The sequence below is a fragment of the Trichocoleus sp. FACHB-40 genome (genome assembly GCF_014695915.1).
GTDB lineage: Bacteria > Cyanobacteriota > Cyanobacteriia > Cyanobacteriales > FACHB-T130 > Funiculus > Funiculus sociatus.
The window spans coordinates 47911-64497 of record NZ_JACJPF010000048.1; the positions used below are offsets into that span (position 1 = coordinate 47911).

Annotated in this window: 13 protein-coding genes; 9 read left to right on the forward strand and 4 right to left on the reverse strand. The window is 48.7% G+C overall.

The window, feature by feature from the left end:
- Nucleotides 1-10: 10 nt before the first annotated feature.
- Complete coding sequence (gene pheT, locus H6F63_RS10240) at nucleotides 11-2590, reverse strand: phenylalanine--tRNA ligase subunit beta (protein WP_190637044.1); 2580 nt, start codon at nucleotides 2588-2590, stop codon at nucleotides 11-13.
- A gap of 404 nt (nucleotides 2591-2994) precedes the next feature.
- On the opposite strand from pheT, the gene H6F63_RS10245 reads away from it, so the two are divergent.
- Entirely contained in the window at nucleotides 2995-4614 is a 1620-nt protein-coding gene (locus tag H6F63_RS10245; RefSeq protein ID WP_190435522.1) for a serine/threonine-protein kinase, read from the forward strand.
- 78 nt (nucleotides 4615-4692) lie between these two features.
- On the opposite strand, the gene glp is transcribed toward H6F63_RS10245, so the two are convergent.
- A complete protein-coding gene (gene glp / locus H6F63_RS10250; RefSeq protein WP_190637063.1) occupies nucleotides 4693-5931 on the reverse strand; it encodes a gephyrin-like molybdotransferase Glp in 1239 nt (412 codons plus the stop codon).
- A gap of 111 nt (nucleotides 5932-6042) precedes the next feature.
- Between glp and H6F63_RS10255 the strand changes: the two genes are divergently transcribed.
- The 5 genes from H6F63_RS10255 to H6F63_RS10275 all read left to right on the forward strand — a co-directional run bounded on the left by H6F63_RS10255 (nucleotide 6043) and on the right by H6F63_RS10275 (nucleotide 10240).
- A complete protein-coding gene (locus H6F63_RS10255) occupies nucleotides 6043-6588 on the forward strand; it encodes an RDD family protein (RefSeq protein ID WP_190637046.1) in 546 nt (181 codons plus the stop codon).
- Nucleotides 6589-6641: 53 nt separating this feature from the next.
- Entirely contained in the window at nucleotides 6642-6836 is a 195-nt protein-coding gene (rpmG, locus tag H6F63_RS10260) for a 50S ribosomal protein L33 (RefSeq protein WP_190435516.1), read from the forward strand.
- 64 nt (nucleotides 6837-6900) lie between these two features.
- Nucleotides 6901-7116 (forward strand): 30S ribosomal protein S18, encoded by a 216-nt coding sequence (gene rpsR / locus H6F63_RS10265; RefSeq protein ID WP_190417864.1) that lies wholly within the window; start codon nucleotides 6901-6903, stop codon nucleotides 7114-7116.
- A gap of 160 nt (nucleotides 7117-7276) precedes the next feature.
- Nucleotides 7277-9337, forward strand: coding sequence for an RNB domain-containing ribonuclease (locus tag H6F63_RS10270; protein ID WP_190637047.1), 2061 nt, complete (start codon nucleotides 7277-7279; stop codon nucleotides 9335-9337).
- Between the two features lie 102 nt (nucleotides 9338-9439).
- A complete protein-coding gene (locus tag H6F63_RS10275) occupies nucleotides 9440-10240 on the forward strand; it encodes a tetratricopeptide repeat protein (RefSeq protein ID WP_190637049.1) in 801 nt (266 codons plus the stop codon).
- A gap of 114 nt (nucleotides 10241-10354) precedes the next feature.
- Here H6F63_RS10275 and H6F63_RS10280 read toward each other — a convergent pair whose 3' ends face one another.
- Nucleotides 10355-10534 (reverse strand): ssl1498 family light-harvesting-like protein, encoded by a 180-nt coding sequence (locus H6F63_RS10280; RefSeq protein WP_190417870.1) that lies wholly within the window; start codon nucleotides 10532-10534, stop codon nucleotides 10355-10357.
- 255 nt (nucleotides 10535-10789) lie between these two features.
- Entirely contained in the window at nucleotides 10790-12817 is a 2028-nt protein-coding gene (gene thiO / locus H6F63_RS30935) for a glycine oxidase ThiO (protein ID WP_190637051.1), read from the reverse strand.
- Nucleotides 12818-13515: 698 nt separating this feature from the next.
- Here thiO and bchL point away from each other — a divergent pair.
- From bchL to H6F63_RS10300, 3 genes are all read left to right on the forward strand, one after another.
- Nucleotides 13516-14382 (forward strand): ferredoxin:protochlorophyllide reductase (ATP-dependent) iron-sulfur ATP-binding protein, encoded by an 867-nt coding sequence (bchL, locus tag H6F63_RS10290; protein WP_190637053.1) that lies wholly within the window; start codon nucleotides 13516-13518, stop codon nucleotides 14380-14382.
- Nucleotides 14383-14471: 89 nt separating this feature from the next.
- The gene (locus H6F63_RS10295; RefSeq protein ID WP_242019656.1) at nucleotides 14472-14987 is read left to right on the forward strand and encodes a DUF5331 domain-containing protein; all 516 of its coding nucleotides are present in this window, start codon (nucleotides 14472-14474) and stop codon (nucleotides 14985-14987) included.
- Between the two features lie 50 nt (nucleotides 14988-15037).
- Nucleotides 15038-16444 carry a ferredoxin:protochlorophyllide reductase (ATP-dependent) subunit N gene (locus H6F63_RS10300; RefSeq protein ID WP_190435500.1) on the forward strand — a complete coding sequence of 469 codons (1407 nt, stop codon included), beginning with the start codon at nucleotides 15038-15040 and terminating at the stop codon, nucleotides 16442-16444.
- The last annotated feature ends 143 nt before the right edge of the window (nucleotides 16445-16587 follow it).

Genomic DNA, 16587 nt, shown 5'->3' on the forward strand with positions numbered 1-16587 from the left:
TTAGCAAAACTTAACTTCTCAGACTGACACTAAATTTCTCGACCAGGGCTTCTCGAATTTTTTGATGTACTGGTTCGACATCTTCATCGGTGAGAGTGCGATCGCTGGCGCGGTAAACTAACCGAAACGCCAAACTTCGCTGTCCCTCTGGGACATTTTGACCGCGATATTCATCAAACAATTCCACCGATTCCAGTAAAGCACCGCCAGCAGACGCGATCGCTCGTTTAATTTCCGCTACAGAAATTTTAGTCGAGGCAAATAAAGCCAAATCCCGGTTAGCACCAGGGAAAGTCGAGAAAGGTTTGAACACAGGTATCAGGTTTTCATCCCGATCCAGGTAGTCTAAGACCACATCCAAATCCATCTCAAAAACGTAGACAGCATCTGGCAAACCCCGCTGTTGCCTCATCTGGGGATGCAGTTGCCCAAACGTACCCAAACGATCACCCTGCAACCACAAAGAAGCTGTGCGTCCCGGATGCAGGCGCGGATCGCGTCGGTCTGGTTGATATTCTACAGGCATTCCCAGCCGTGCAAACAAACTTTCCAGCACTCCCTTAGCTTCAAACCAAGTTATCGGTTGTAATGCGCCTCCCCGCGTCCAAGTACCTTGAGTGGGGTCGCCGCCGATAATTCCCGCCACCGAGTCAGCTTCTATTAGTCCGTCCTCTTCCCGCCAGAATACCCGACCAATCTCAAAGGCGTTCAAGGAACCGTTGCCTTGCTCCAAATTGTACTGGAAAGCATTAATTAAGGCAGATACCAACTCAGTTCGCAGCGATGAGTATTCTGCGAACATCGGATTAGCGATCGCTACGTCTCGATCGTCCTCTGTCTTCGCCACAGAGTAAGAGTAGTGCATTACTTCTGTCAATCCTGCTCCCCGCAAAGCTTCCCTCAGCTTGCGCGTCAGCATTTGGTCGGAGGAAAGATACCCAGGTTCAGTTTTATCTGGTAGAGTGTCGCAGAAATTATCGTAGCCGTAAAGACGGGCGATTTCTTCAATCAAGTCAATTTCCCGCTCTAAGTCTCGGTAACGATAGGGTGGTACTTTCACCATCCAGACTGGGGATTGGGAATTGGGGATTGGGGATTGGGAATTGGGGATTGGGGATTGGGAATTGGGAATTGGGGATTGGGGATTGGGACTCCCGTGTCTCCCTTCCCCAGTCCCCAGTCCCTTGTCCCCAGTCCCCAGTCCCTTGTCCCCAGTCCCCAGCGTTAGTTCACATCCCAGCGCAGTCAAGATCCGCTGCACATCTTCCGGTTGAATTTCACCAGTAGCATCTCCCAACTCTACAGGCCCTAGAACCTGGTTTATCCGGTCAAGACGCAGCTCAATCGAACGCATCCAAGCGGAAGGGTCAGGACGAGTATCGGCAACTTCCTGAGCCACAGGAGTGCCACTAGCGAACTGGGTCAAAAGCGCGATCGCCCTCTGACAAGCCACCCCCAATTCTGCCTGATTCACCCCCCGTTCGTAGCGTCCAGAGGCTTCCGTCCTTAAATTCTGGTTGCGAGCAGATCGTCGAATTGCTACCGGGTCAAACAAAGCCGCTTCTAAAACTAAATTCTCAGTACCCTGATAAACTTCTGTTTCCTCACCGCCCATCACCCCCGCCAAAGCCACAGGCTTGTCATTGGCAGTAATCAGCAGATTTTGGGGTTGCAAGGTGCGAGTTTGTCCATCCAGCGTTTTCAGGGATTCTCCGCCATTGGCAAAGCGCACGCCGATAGTCAAGGTGTCGCCCCCTGCAATCTGTTGTAAGCGATCGCGATCGAAAGCGTGTAGCGGCTGCCCCCATTCCAGCAAAATGTAGTTAGTAATATCCACCACATTGTTAATCGGGCGCACCCCAGCCGCTTGTAATCGCTGCTGCAACCACGCCGGAGAAGGCGCAATTTTTACCTTTTCAATTACCGTCCCAATATAGGCGGGGCAAGCTTGCCGCTCCGAAATTCGCACACTTAAACCTGCACTTCCCTCTGGGATAGACACAGAGCTAACTTCTGGTAGTCGGAGAGCCGCACCAGTCAGCGCCGCCACCTCCCGCGCCACGCCCACCATACTCAGAGCATCAGCACGATTCGCTGTAGAAGTCAAGTCTAAAATTACATCATCTAAACCGAGAAGCGATCGCACATCGCTACCCAACTGCGGATTCTCCAGCTCAAAAATATGAATCCCAGCCGATTCCTTCGCCAAACCCAACTCCGCCAAAGAGCAGATCATCCCAGCCGAAGGCACACCTCGGAGTTTAGCCGGTTTAATCTTCAACTCAACAGCAGGCAGATAAGTCCCCACAGTTGCCACAGGCACATAAATATCAACCCGCGCATTCGATGCCCCGCAGACGATATTCAAAGGAGACGCTGCCCCCACATCCACAGTACAGACCCGGAGCTTATCCGCATTCGGGTGGGGTTGAATCTCCACAATTTTCCCCACCACCACCCCATCAGCCCAAGTCCGGCGGTCTTCAATGTCTTCCACCTCAAACCCAGCCATAGTCAGCGTGTCCGCCAACTGGGTTGGGGTCATCGTCAAATCAACTAATTCTCGCAGCCAGTTGAGAGAGATACGCATTTACTCTATGTTTTTACCTAGTTCACCCCGATCATTTTACCGCTCAACCCTATAACTACCCTCATTACCTTATCTTGATTAAGTTTGAAGGGTAAAACCATTCACCTAAGACTGCTTCCGGATGTGCTATCAAAGAAATGGAAACAGTTCTTGTTGCCATGCACCCTAACCTTTATTAGCCCGTTGGTTTGATTACATTTTTATACCTCCTCTTCTGCAATGATGGAAAAACATCCTGAAATTTGCAGCTACCCCCGCTTAGCAAATTCTTTATAGGAAGATAAACCATCTTCAGGCACTCTTTAAAGAATTGTCCGTATAATCAACATTCTTATTGTCCTTTAATGCCTGGATAATTTAAGTTAGGGTAGCAATATCCGGTTGCAGCATCCCGGTGAGTCTGAATGAGCTACTGCCTTAATCCCGCTTGTCCTAGTCCTCAAAACATCAAACACGCCGAAATCTGTCGGGCGTGTGGTTCCAAACTCCTGCTGAGAAAGCGCTATCGAGTGCTGGACGCCTTAGGGCAAGGAGGTTTTGGAGCTACCTTCTTAGCTCATGATGAGTCTCTGCCTGGTGAGCCAAGTTGCGTCATCAAGCAACTGAGACCAGCAACTACCGTAGCCCAAGTCTTACAAATGGCACGCGAGCTATTTGAAAGAGAGGCACGAACCCTGGGAAAGATTGGCAATCATCCCCAGGTACCTCGCCTATTGGACTACTTTGAAGACAATCAGCAGTTTTATCTGGTACAGGAGTATATTAGCGGCTTAACTCTACAGCAGGAAGTGAAAGGATCTGGCCCCTTGAGCGAAGCTGGGGTCAAGCAATTCTTGAGCGAAATCCTGCCTGTGATGCAATATATCCATAGCCAGCAGGTAATTCACCGAGACATCAAACCAGCTAACTTGATTCGCCGCGAACAAGACCGCAAACTGGTTCTGATTGACTTTGGAGCGGTGAAAAACCAAGTCAACCAGGCAGCAAGCAGTTCTGAGCAAACAGCTTTAACAGCTTACGCAATTGGCACACCTGGATTTGCGCCACCAGAACAGATGGCGATGCGCCCAGTTTATGCCAGCGATTTGTATGCTTTGGGTGTCACCTGCATTTATCTGCTGACCGGAAAATCGCCAAAAGACTTAGACTACAATCCGACAACGGGCGAAATGCTCTGGCAAAAGCACGTTCATATCAGCCCTCATTTCACCGACGTCCTCAAGAAAATGCTGGAGGTTTCAGTTCGTCATCGCTATCAGTCTTCCGAAGAAGTCTTGAGAGCGCTTGACCTTGAACCTTATCTTGACACTTTGGCTCAAGGCTTGACAACAGGTAAAGCTACCCCGCAGCGACAACCAGGCGGCCGCTTCAACACCGGAGATTTAAGCTCTCCGACTTACTCCTCATCCCCTTCGGCTGGTACGTCAACCTCAGAACGTCTGGCTATGGCAATTAAAGCGCGTCGAGCCAGGTTAGAAGCGAATGACCAGCAAACGGGGGGCGGTATTCATAGTCGGGCTTTGCCTGGTAATGGTTATACAACTACGCTGAAAAACAGCGATGCTACTGGTGGTTCTAAGGCAAAACTTCCGGCGAAGCTGGATGCAGTCAGCGTACTAAATTACTACACAAAAGGTAGAAGAGACTTTGCTTCGCAAGATTTGAGCTTGCTTAATCTTCAGCGGGTCAATCTATCGGGAGCGATTTTTCATCAGGCAAAGTTGAATAAAACCAACCTTCAGGGAGCTGACCTGTCTAATGCTGATTTTGGTAGGGCGAGTTTAACTGGGGCAATTCTGAAGGAGGCAAATTTAGGCAGGGCTTACTTTAGCACTGCTAATTTGGAAGGAGCTGACCTGCGTGGCGCAGATTTGAGCTTTGCTTATCTCAACCATGCTAATCTCCGAGGGGCAAATCTATGCGGTGCTAATCTCACCGGGGCAAAAATTACCGAGGAGCAGCTGGCGCAGGCGAAGACGAATTGGGCAACAGTGCTACCGAGTGGGAAACGAGGGTTTTGGTAAACTGATATTTTGCACTATTCGCAATAAGCTGGAGGCGACCGCCTCCTGACTGCTCAAATAAAGTTACACAATGTCAGTTTAGTTAATTTGTAAAACTTGCACTGGCTCTCCAGCTTTTATGGAAGCTTGACCTACTCTTAGAACTGCAAGACCGTTGGTTTGAGCTAGGTTAATTAAATTACCAGAACTGTGGCTACCACCTGCTTTCTGGAATTCGTAGGCACCGTTTACTAAATGTAGTTTGCCCCAAAGGTAGGTTTCTCGCTTGCCGTCTGAATGCAAGTCCTGACGCGATCGCGCTTCCATAAATACAGGTTCCCATCCTGCGGCTAAACCTGCAAGTTTCTTGATGGCAGGTTGTACAAACCGCCAAAAACTCACCAAAGATGACACGGGATTTCCCGGTAAACCAAAGTACAAAATCGGATGTTGGTTATTAGAAAACGTCGCGACAGTTAACGGTTTACCAGGTTTAACTGCAACAGCACGAAGATGAATCTCTGCACCCAGTTGAGCGAGAATTTCATCCACATAATCATAATCGCCCACCGATACACCGCCGGAAGATAGTACCATGTCAGCACTAGAGACAGCTTGGGCGATCGCATCCTTAAGAACTTCTGGCTCATCCGGTACAATTCCCAGCATCAGCGGTTCTCCGCCACTCTGCGCTACCAAAGCAGCCAAGGCATACTGATTTGAGTCTACAATTTGACCGGGTTTCAGGGGTTGGTCTGGTGTCACCAACTCGTCACCAGTGGACAAAATTGCCACACGAGGGCGCCGGAAAACTGGCAACTCAGAACATTGAGCAGCTGCTAGAATAGCGATTTCTGGAGCGTTGAGAATTATTCCCGCTGTTAAAAGCGGCGTTCCCGCCTGGTAAAAAGATGCGCGATGACGCACAAAAGCTTGCGGTTCTGGGGAAGCTAAAATAAAGACTCGGTTTTCCTCTCGCCGTGTCACTTCCTGCATTACCACTGTATCAGCACCGTCAGGCATAACCGCCCCGGTCAAAATTCGGGCAGCTTGTCTGGGTTCGAGCGATCGCTGTGGTTGATATCCAGCCGGAATTTCCTCTACAATTTCCAGCAAGGCTGGCTGTTCGGCGCTACAACCAGCGACATCAGCATATCGCACCGCATACCCATCCATCGCCGAATTGTCCCAGTGGGGAAAATCCAACTCGCTCGTTACCGCCGCCGCTAAAATGCGACCATTAGCAGCTAATAAATCTACAACCTCAGTATCCATCTCTCTATCCAGAGGTTGCACTAAATGGAAAATTATTGTCTCTGCTTGTTTAACCGACAGCATTGCCATAATGGATTAGTTGTCTAGGAAGCACAACGGACAAAAGCTTAATATAGAAATAGCCAGCATGAACTGCTTGCTTTGTCCCCTTCTCAGCAGTCAGCACTTCTTTTCATGCCAAACGAACTAGCCACCAGCCGATTACCCAAAGTTCCGATTGAGCGACGGTGTGCTGCCTACGCGATTGATTTTGTGGCTATTTGGCTGATTAGTTTGCCCTTCGGCGGAAACACTCCCGGCCTAGTCCCGATCGCACAGATAGTAGTTTTTATTGTGGCATGGTTGGGTCTGCGGGTGCTTCTGCCAGCCAAAAATAAAGGGCAGAGTTTGGGACGTTGGGCAATGGATATGAAAGTTCTCGACCCCAAATTCCGTAAGACACCCGGACTTTTTGAGCTAACCAAGCGGGAAGGCATTCTGGGACTTGCTAGTCTTTTGGCTATGATTGGACTGAGCATTGGCGTAACTAACGGACTATCTTTGCTGCTCTTGGTTACTCCCCTAGCAGTCGATTTTGGGGTGGCTGTTGCTGATGCCGAGTGGCAACAGGCATTCCATGACCGGGTAGCGCGAACCTGCATAGTGCAGACACGTCGAGGTTTCTCACTAGATATCCGACTAAAAAAAATAGTTGCTAAAGTGACGAATCGTATGAAATAATAGTAATTTGTGGTTAAATTTGTTCAAACTCTGGATCTTGTAGAAATAGCATTATGGCAAGTAAGAAGGGGGTTCGACTGATTGTGACGTTGGAATGCACCGAGTGTCGCACAAACCAAGCGAAGCGATCGCCAGGTGTTTCCCGCTACACAACCACGAAGAACCGCCGTAACACCACGGCAAGACTGGAACTGAAGAAGTTCTGCACCCACTGCAACACACACACGATTCACAAGGAAATCAAGTAATCCTTGGCTAATCGGAAGAAAACAATCCTTGATTTCAACTGACCACTAACAAATAAAATTACCGATGACTTACTTCCGTCGCCGCCTTTCCCCCATTAAACCTGACGATCCAATTGACTACAAAGATGTCGAACTGTTGCGGAAATTTATCACCGAACGGGGTAAAATTCTGCCACGTCGCATTACAGGTCTAACGTCAAAGCAACAAAGAGACCTGACTGTGGCTATCAAACGCGCTCGCATTCTAGCTTTGTTACCTTTTATCAACGCCGAAGGGTAAATAAATTTAGGATACAAGGATTTTGGATTTTGGATTGAATGAATCTAAAATCATCGGAGGCGGAGAAACTGCTTCGCCCCCACAAAATCTAAAATCGCTACGCCGCTAAAATCGAAGATAGGCTGTCCGATGAACGATTACAGGGTAAGCCAAAAAACTTGTGGAGAAGGGAACGTTAATAGAGTTTAGGCTGCATGGAGAGCGGCGTCTTGCTGTCACAGAACGTCCAGAGGGGAAAACGCACTGGATTGTGGTAGACGACAAAAATCAATCCCACACCATCCATCCCCGACAAATTACCTATGAGGTGGCAGGTCAAAGCTATAAGCCTGCACAGATTTCCAGTTTCCTGCAAGAGGTGCAGCGCTATCTAGACCCAACAAGTATAGAAGTAGCATGGGAACTGTTGGTAGAGGATGGGACGACCGTTACTCCAATGGAAATGGCATCAGTGCTGTTTTCCGACCAAAGTCCGCCACTGGTGTACGCGGCTCACTGTTTGCTGTCTGAAGATAAACTGTATTTCAAGCAAAAGGGCGATCGCTATGAGCCTCGGAGCGCAACTCAAGTAGCCGACCTAAAGCATCAAGTAGAAGTCGAGCAAGAGCGGCGCACCTCGCGGCAAGAATTTATGGCACGCTTAACGAAAGCGATCGCAGGCGAGCAGGTGGAGTGGGATCGCCGCGATCGCCAACGCCTAGAAGCAATAGAAAAGTATGCCGCAGTGCTAGCAGATATGCTTCGTGCTGGCTTAAATCAAGAATCTCTGAACCGCGCCTATCCCCCGCCAGCCCCCGTTCTAGAAACCATGAACGATCTAGGACGACCCGGAACTCCTCAAGCTGCTTTTCAACTGCTGGTAGATTTGGGATTGTGGAGTCCGCACGAAAACCTGTATGTGCGGCGCAGTCAGATCCCAGTTCACTTTTCCGATAAGGTGTTAGACGTGGCGAAGCAATATGCTAAAGAAACGCCGAGCGATCTGGAAGACAACCGACTGGATCTGACTCATTTGAAGGTTTATACGATTGATGATGAAAGTACCAAAGAAATAGACGACGGTTTGAGTGTTGAATACCTCGAAGATGGTCGTCAAAAGCTTTGGATACACATCGCAGACCCCTCGCGTTTGGTTTCTCCAGGCGACGAATTAGATTTGGAAGCCAGGCGGCGCACCACTACGGTGTATTTACCGACGGGGATGATTCCGATGTTCCCGCCGGAACTGGCAACTGGGCCAATGAGTTTGGTTCAGGGAAAAATTTGTAGTGCGCTCTCGTTTGGGGTGATTTTGGATGAAGTCGGTGCAGTACAAGAATATGGCATCCAAGCCAGTATAATCAAGCCGACTTATCGCCTGACTTATGAAGACGTGGATGAGATGCTGCAACTGGGTATCCAGGGAGAACCGGAGATAGCAGCGATCGCTAAGTGGGCTAAACTGCGCCAGTTATGGCGACAGTCTCAAGGGGCGATTAACATCCATATGCCAGAGGCGATGATTAAAGTTAATGGTGACGAAATCACCATTGACATTCTGGAAGACTCCCCAGCACGGCAACTCGTGGCAGAGATGATGATTCTCACCGGGGAAGTTGCAGCTAAGTACGCCAAGGCTCACGATATTCCCCTGCCTTTCCGGAGTCAACCCCAACCGGAACTTCCCTCAGAAGAGGAATTGTTGCAACTGCCAGCAGGCCCAGTCCGGTATTGTGCCATGCGCGGGCGTATGCCTCGCAGTGAAATGAGTACCACGCCAGGAAGACACGCAGGTTTGGGATTGGAAACCTACACTCAGGTGACATCGCCAATTCGCCGCTACAGCGACTTGCTGGCTCACTTCCAGCTTAAGGCACACCTGCGCGGCGAACCAACCCCATTTTCAGCCCAAGAGTTGCAAGAAGTCATGCTGGGTATCGGCACTGCGGCCCAAGAAGCAAGATTAGTGGAACGCCAGACAAATCGTTATTGGGGTCTGGAGTATCTGCGCCGTCACGCCGATCAGGTTTGGCAGGCGTTGATGTTGCGCTGGCTGCGAGAAGACGACAGGTTGGGATTAATTTTGTTAGAGGATTTGGGCTTAGAGTTGGCAATGCGTTTCACCAAGTCGGTGAAATTGGGCGATCGCTTGTCCGTTAGTGTCAGCCACTCCGATCCTCGGCAAGATGTGATCCAGTTTCGGCAGTTGGTAGATCAAGAAGTTCAGCCAGCTGCAACTTAAAATAGTTCTGAATGTTGATTCAGGAGTAACGAGGAACTAATTAATAACTCAAAACTTCTATTCAACACTCAGTTCTTTTTAGTTGGGCGAGAAGATCAAGCTATGAAATCCATTTGCAGAAATATCGCCATTCTCTTAATCTCAACACTAATCGGTGGGCTTCCCTCTGCTGTCCGTGCCAATCCCTCTAGTCAGTTACTGAATGTCAATGAGATCGCCCAGACTCAAATGAGTGCTGTCGATTTCTATAATCGGGGCGTTGACAAACTAGATGCAGGTGACTTCAAAGGCGCGATCACAGATTTTGACGAATCTATCCGTCTTGCTCCCAACGATGTAGAGTCATACTACAACCGGGGTTATGCTCGTCATATCCTGGGAGCTTACCAAGATGCAATAAAAGATTACACTGAAGCCTTGCGAATAAATCCGGATTATGCTAATGCCTACGGCAACCGGGCTTATTCCCACTATCTTCTAAAGAACTATCAAGAAGCGATCGCAGATTCTACGGAAGCGATTCGGCTCAATCCCAAAGATGCAAATGTTTATATTAACCGGGGCAATGCCCGCGACGACCTAGGGGATACTAAAGCGGCAATTGAGGATTATAACGAAGCCTTACGTATTGACCCCAAGAGTGCTAGAGCTTACTACAACAGAGGGTTAGCTTATAACCGTCTATCTGAAAATCAGAAAGCACTTAAAGATTACACTCAAACTCTTGCTTTAGATGGGAAATTTGCTGATGCTTACTATAACCGGGCAATTACCCACTCACGATTAGGAAACGGCAAATCAGCAGTTGCAGATTTGCAGAAAGCCGCAGATCTGTTCCGCGCCCAAGGAAGGACAGAGAATTACCAGAATGCACTAGACGCTATGAAGAATATTCAGCTTTAAACACGCGCCCAATCTAAGGTAAAAGGCAAAACAAAGAAACTCATTTTCTCTGTTTGGGGTTACTTTCCACTTTTGCCTTTCCTGCCCGTTCCTTGAAGGTGTAGGGGCGTAGGATTAGCCTAAGTTGGATGCTGAAACAGCAACGAACATTAAGCCGCCAAGCAGAGCGATCGCGCCGATGCTTAGGAAGAGGTAGTTGCGCTTTTGGGCTTCTGTTGGTGGTTCTGCTTTGTAAACTTTTGGCTCAACTGCAAAATTGTTCAAACGTCCGCCATCTTCGGTTGTGTATTTCATAGATGATATCCTTGGCTTTTTAAGTTTTAACAATTGTAACAATAAAAGCTGGATAAACTTTCTAACTTTTGTAATATTTTTTAACAAAGTCAGATTTGAGAGGCTAGGGGCAGAGCAGAAGAGGATAATTCTCACTCCCCAGCCCCCAATCCCCAATCCCCAATCCCCAATCCCTAGTTAGGATTTGAGAGGCTAGGGGCAGAGCAGAAGAGAAGAATTCTCACTCCCCAGCCCCCAATCCCCAATTCCCAATCCCTAATCACTAATCGTGCCGCTTAGGGGAGAACTGGCACTGGCGTAGACTTTCACAGGTATACGTCCAGCGAGGTTAGCCAGACGACCTGCTTGGACACCTAAACTCATGGCGCGAGCCATTGCCGCCGGATTTTTTGCCCCCGCGATCGCACTATTGATCAAAACCGCATCCGCCCCCATTTCCATAGCCTGAGAAGCCTCGCTGGGCGTTGCCAGCCCCGCATCCACCACCACCGGAATTCCGGCATTCTCAATGATAATTTGAATATTCGCCTCATTCTTAATCCCTTGTCCGGAACCAATCGGCGAACCCAAAGGCATTACTGTTGCACAGCCAACCTCTTCCAAACGCTTTGCCAGCAACGGATCAGCATTAATGTAAGGCAGCACAGCAAAGCCTTCCTTAACCAGTTGTTCCGCTGCTTCCAAAGTGCCAATCGGGTCAGGTAGCAGATACTTCAAGTCAGGAATCACCTCTAACTTGACAAAATTATTCTCTTCCTGTCCCAACAACTTTGCCATCTCCCGTCCTAGACGCGCCACCCGAATCGCCTCTTCAGCAGTTTTACAGCCAGCAGTATTAGGTAGCATCCAGATTTTCGTCCAATCCAGCGCCTCCGCCAGCCCTTCGTGTCCCGGTGCCTTTGTTTGCACCCGACGCACCGCCACAGTCACAATCTCGCAGCCGCTAGCAATAACACTTTGCTGCATTTCTTCTATGCTGCGATACTTGCCCGTTCCCGTCATCAGGCGAGATTTGAACGTGCGACCAGCGATTATTAAAGGGTCGGCTGGGAGATCCGAGGACTGATCCAGCTCAGAAGAAGTAGGACGGCTTAATTGAAGCATTTTTGGAGTTGCATTAACAAGTCTAGATCCAGCGTAGAACCTGGAGTAGTGAAAATGCTCTAGCAAGGGGTCAGACTTTTGCTGCCAAATTAGGTCTGCTAAAACGGAAGCAGTCACGGGAGCCAGCAAAATACCATTGCGGTAGTGACCAGCCGCGAGGGTTAAATTCTCGCAAGGGCTAGCGCCGAGAATTGGTAATTCATCGGGTGTCGCTGGCCGAAAACCCCACCAAAATTCTTGAATAGGAAAGTCTTTTAAGGCTGGATAAAGCCGAATAGCCCTTTCCAGCAAAGTTTTTATACCTGTCGGGGTGTTATGGGGTGTGAATCCTACATCCTCGCTGGTGGCTCCAATTACAATTCTTCCATCCCGACGCGGCACGATGTAGATTTCCTCACCATACAGTACCCGACGTAATTCCCCAGCAACCAGCGGGGATGAAACGGATAGCATTTGCCCTTTTTTTGGATGTACTGGTAGGGGTAACAATTCGTTAGACCACGCGCCAGTAGCTAAAACATAGTGTTGGGCGCGAAAATCACCCGCAGATGTTCTGACACCAGTTACTCGCCGATTTTGTTGCTGTATCGCCTCAGCTGCAACGCCTTCTTTGAGGGTTACGCCCAATTCCTGGGCGGCTATCCACAATGCTTGAGCTAATGCGCGATTGTCTACTTGACCATCTTCGGGATACCACCACCCACCGACAACTTCGGCACCTAATCCTGGTTGAATTTGATGAATTGCTTCTTTGTCTAGCCAAGTGCTGACGACTGACGACTGTGTGGACGGGTGAAGCGTTGTGGCGGATTCATCGCTTTTAGCAACGGATTCTAGCGGCAATGCTTTGCTGACCACCGCATCGCTTACGTTCCTACTAACATAAACTGGTGCCAAGATGCCGTTGGGCCAGTAGCCGATGGATCTGCCTGAGAGTTGTTCTAGTTTGCTGGCCCAGTCTGGATACATAGAGCGCGATCGCATACACAAATCTAGCATCGCACCAGGCGCGATACCTTCTGCCTGTGGTGCCAGCATCCCAGCAGCAGCATGAGCAGCTGCTGATTTAAAGTCGCGACTCAGCACGGTGACGGTTGCACCCCGCAAGCGAAGTTCAACGGCGATGCTCAAAGCGATCGCGCCGCCGCCGATGATGAGAATGTCACTTTCTGTGTTCATTTTTAGTCGATTTACCTAGAATGCGATCGCAGGGCTACTAAATATAAATGCGTCTCCCGCATCCAAGAGTCCTATATATATAAGGCTAGTTTCTTATCGTTAGGTTCAGCCTCTCCCTGACGATGAACCCAAACCCGATCTATTTAAAACTACTGCTGAAAACTTAACAAGTATTCACGCTTATTCCGAATTCACTTACATCAGACTCTCAGCTCCTCTTAAAAAGCCATATTCTTCAGCCAGTTTAGCCGATTAGTCGAAGTCTATCCGACTTAGCACGCCTATTTAAGACTTTATCGCCCCTGCTGTTTGCCGACCGACCCCTCAATTGCCTGGTTTCTTTAGTTTCCGCCTTTGCTATAAACCTTTTAGATCATCTATTTTTTTTGTTTATTGTACCGATTTACAAATATAAAATACATAAAATAGTTAAAAAGCTCTAATATAACTCTCAGGAGCCTTTGTGAATCTCAGAGAGCTTCATAAACTGCTATGCGTCTGAATAATCCTTATATTTATGTAAAGTATTCCAAGTAGCCCTTTCTTTTATTGGGCAATTGAACAATAATTCACTTCATAACCTTCAAACAAAAGTAATCTACAGTTGACTTTCAAGAGGGCAGCCCCAAGATTCATGTACTGCCTTTCAGGGAAGACAACCATCCTGGTTTGAAATGAAACTATAGGAGACTAAGCGCGTGAAACTGTCAGTATACGGAAAAGGCGGAATCGGCAAATCCACAACCAGCTGTAATATTTCCGTGGCGCTAGCCAAGCGCGGCAAGAAAGTCCTGCAAATTGGCTGCGATCCGAAGCACGACAGCACCTTTACCCTCACAGGCTTCCTGATTCCCACAATTATCGACACGCTTCAGGAAAAGGACTACCACTATGAAGACGTGTGGGCGGAAGATGTCATCTACAAAGGCTATGGCGGCGTAGACTGCGTTGAAGCTGGCGGCCCCCCCGCGGGTGCGGGTTGCGGCGGTTACGTCGTCGGCGAAACAGTAAAGCTACTCAAGGAATTGAACGCCTTTGATGAGTACGATGTGATTTTGTTCGACGTGTTGGGTGACGTTGTGTGTGGCGGCTTTGCGGCTCCTCTCAACTATTCCGACTACTGCATGATTGTCACCGACAACGGTTTTGATGCTTTATTTGCCGCCAACCGTATCGCCGCCTCAGTACGGGAAAAAGCTCGGACGCACCCCCTGCGTCTGGCCGGGTTGATTGGCAACCGCACATCCAAGCGCGACTTGATCGACAAATACATTTCAGCAGTTCCGATGCCAGTGCTGGAAGTGTTGCCCCTAATTGAAGACATCCGCGTTTCCCGCGTCAAGGGCAAAACTCTGTTTGAAATGGCAGAAACTGACCCCTCGCTTAACTACGTCTGCGAATATTACCTAAATATTGCTGACCAAATTCTGGCGCTTCCAGAGGGCGTTGTACCTAATGATTCTCCAGATCGGGAGTTGTTCTCCTTGCTGTCTGACTTCTACCTCAATCCCACAAAGCCAAATGTGAAGACTGAGGACGAAGAACTTGATCTAATGATGGTTTGAAGGTTGTAGGTTAAATGTTGCAGGTTTGTTGTCATTGGTTATCAAACATTGGTCAAAAAGTCTCCAATTTAGTTATTGGCAAAGGACAAATGACGAATGAGGAAGAAATAGAGACTGACGAGCAAGCTTGCAACTTGTCAACCTTCCAACTGTCCAATTATTCAATGAATATCGAGCTGCTGCGTAAATCTATAAAAGTCAAGTGGCTGGACTATTACCAAGAAAATCGACCGTGGCTGGTGCAACTGGGAGTTTGGGTTAACAGTGAAGGGCAACGTCGTCCTTCTTCCAGTTTCATCTTGGCAACGCTGTCAATTTTGGAGCCACGGTTGACCGAGATGCTGCCCTTAATTGTCGATCTGAACAACGATCCGGATCGAATTGTGGAAGCTTTAGGGCTTAACTTCAACCCTGATGTTGAGCTAAATAATACCCTTGTGCAAAGCGAAAAAGCGATCGCACCGCAGGATGGAAATAACGAGGAAGCTGTCAAAATGCTTCCCGGAGGTATGCAGGAAGCGAAATTAGAGCCACAGAGCCACGCTAGTAGCCTTCCATCCTTAATCGATGAGTCTTGTCGAGGGGTAAAACGCGATCGCGACTAACACCTAATATTGCCAATTTAAGAAATACCAGTTGGAGAGGAAAATAATCTATGACCCTTGCTAATACAGAACCGCAAGCGTTGACTTATGAGTGTGAAACCGGAAATTATCACACATTTTGCCCGATCAGCTGCGTGGCGTGGCTGTACCAAAAGATAGAAGATAGTTTTTTCCTGGTTATCGGTACGAAAACCTGCGGCTATTTCCTGCAAAATGCGATGGGGGTGATGATTTTTGCTGAACCCCGCTATGCGATGGCTGAGTTAGAAGAAGGGGATATTTCGGCTCAGTTGAATGACTATGAAGAACTCAAGCGGCTGTGCTTGCAAATTAAGCGCGATCGCAACCCCAGTGTTATCGTCTGGATTGGCACCTGCACCACAGAAATCATCAAGATGGATTTGGAAGGCTTGGCACCCAAGCTGGAAGCAGAAATCGGTATCCCAATTGTGACAGCTCGTGCCAACGGTTTAGATTACGCCTTCACCCAAGGGGAAGACACCGTGCTGGCGGCGATGGCGGCGCGTTGTCCCGATCAAGCGCCCGTAGTGGAAACTGAGAAGAAAGAAAGGAATGCGATCGCTTCCCTACTCAACTTTGGCAAAAAGAAAGAAGACGTAACAGCAGACGAAGCCGAATATGTCAAGCATCCACCGCTAGTTCTTTTCGGTTCCTTGCCTGACCCCGTTGTTACCAATCTGACACTGGAACTGAAAAAGCAAGGCATTAAAGTCTCCGGCTGGCTACCCTCCAAGCGTTACACCGAACTACCAGTTCTGGAAGAAGGGTATTATGTTTCTGGTGTCAATCCCTTCCTCAGCCGCACCGCCACGACTCTGATGCGTCGTCGCAAGTGCAAACTCATCGGCGCACCCTTCCCAATTGGCCCCGATGGCACCCGCGCCTGGATTGAAAAAATCTGCTCGGTGTTCGGTATTGAACCCCAAGGGTTAGATGAGCGAGAAGCGCAAATTTGGGCAAATTTGGAAGACTATCTCCAACTGATTCGCGGCAAATCTGTCTTCTTTATGGGTGACAACTTGCTAGAAATCTCTTTGGCGCGGTTTCTAATTCGCTGCGGCATGACTTGCCCGGAAATCGGCATCCCCTACATGGATAAGCGCTATCAAGCTGCTGAATTGGCGTTGTTAGAGAAGACTTGCCACGAAATGGGAGTACCTACACCCAAAATTATCGAGAAGCCAGATAATTACAATCAAATTCAGCGGATAAAAGAGCAGAATATCGATCTTGTAATTACTGGTATGGCTCACGCTAACCCATTGGAAGCACGGGGTATCAATACAAAGTGGTCTGTTGAGTTCACTTTTGCTCAGATTCACGGCTTTACTAATGCTCGTGACATTCTAGAATTGGTAACTCGTCCCCTGCGTCGGAATAACAACCTCAAAGATTTGGGTTGGGACAAGTTGGTAAGGGAAGAAGCGAAGATTTAAGAACCTCACCCCCTGCCCTCTTTGCAAGCGGCTACCGTGTACACACAAGTGGAGTCTGAGCAAGTTTCCATCCGAGGAAGATCGACTCCAACTGCCGCAGACCATGAACCAGAGTGGGCATTCCAGGGGGACGCTGGGAGCGA

Excerpts from the sequence above, each read along its gene's own strand:
- glp (WP_190637063.1), bottom strand. The coding sequence starts at position 5,931 with ATGCTGTCGGTTAAACAAGCAGAGACAATAATTTTCCATTTAGTGCAA.
- H6F63_RS10275 (WP_190637049.1), top strand. The coding sequence starts at position 9,440 with ATGAAATCCATTTGCAGAAATATCGCCATTCTCTTAATCTCAACACTA.
- H6F63_RS10255 (WP_190637046.1), top strand. The coding sequence starts at position 6,043 with ATGCCAAACGAACTAGCCACCAGCCGATTACCCAAAGTTCCGATTGAG.
- rpmG (WP_190435516.1), top strand. The coding sequence starts at position 6,642 with ATGGCAAGTAAGAAGGGGGTTCGACTGATTGTGACGTTGGAATGCACC.
- H6F63_RS10300 (WP_190435500.1), top strand. The coding sequence starts at position 15,038 with ATGACCCTTGCTAATACAGAACCGCAAGCGTTGACTTATGAGTGTGAA.
- H6F63_RS10295 (WP_242019656.1), top strand. The coding sequence starts at position 14,472 with ATGACGAATGAGGAAGAAATAGAGACTGACGAGCAAGCTTGCAACTTG.
- H6F63_RS10245 (WP_190435522.1), top strand. The coding sequence starts at position 2,995 with ATGAGCTACTGCCTTAATCCCGCTTGTCCTAGTCCTCAAAACATCAAA.
- thiO (WP_190637051.1), bottom strand. The coding sequence starts at position 12,817 with ATGAACACAGAAAGTGACATTCTCATCATCGGCGGCGGCGCGATCGCT.
- H6F63_RS10280 (WP_190417870.1), bottom strand. The coding sequence starts at position 10,534 with ATGAAATACACAACCGAAGATGGCGGACGTTTGAACAATTTTGCAGTT.
- rpsR (WP_190417864.1), top strand. The coding sequence starts at position 6,901 with ATGACTTACTTCCGTCGCCGCCTTTCCCCCATTAAACCTGACGATCCA.
- pheT (WP_190637044.1), bottom strand. The coding sequence starts at position 2,590 with ATGCGTATCTCTCTCAACTGGCTGCGAGAATTAGTTGATTTGACGATG.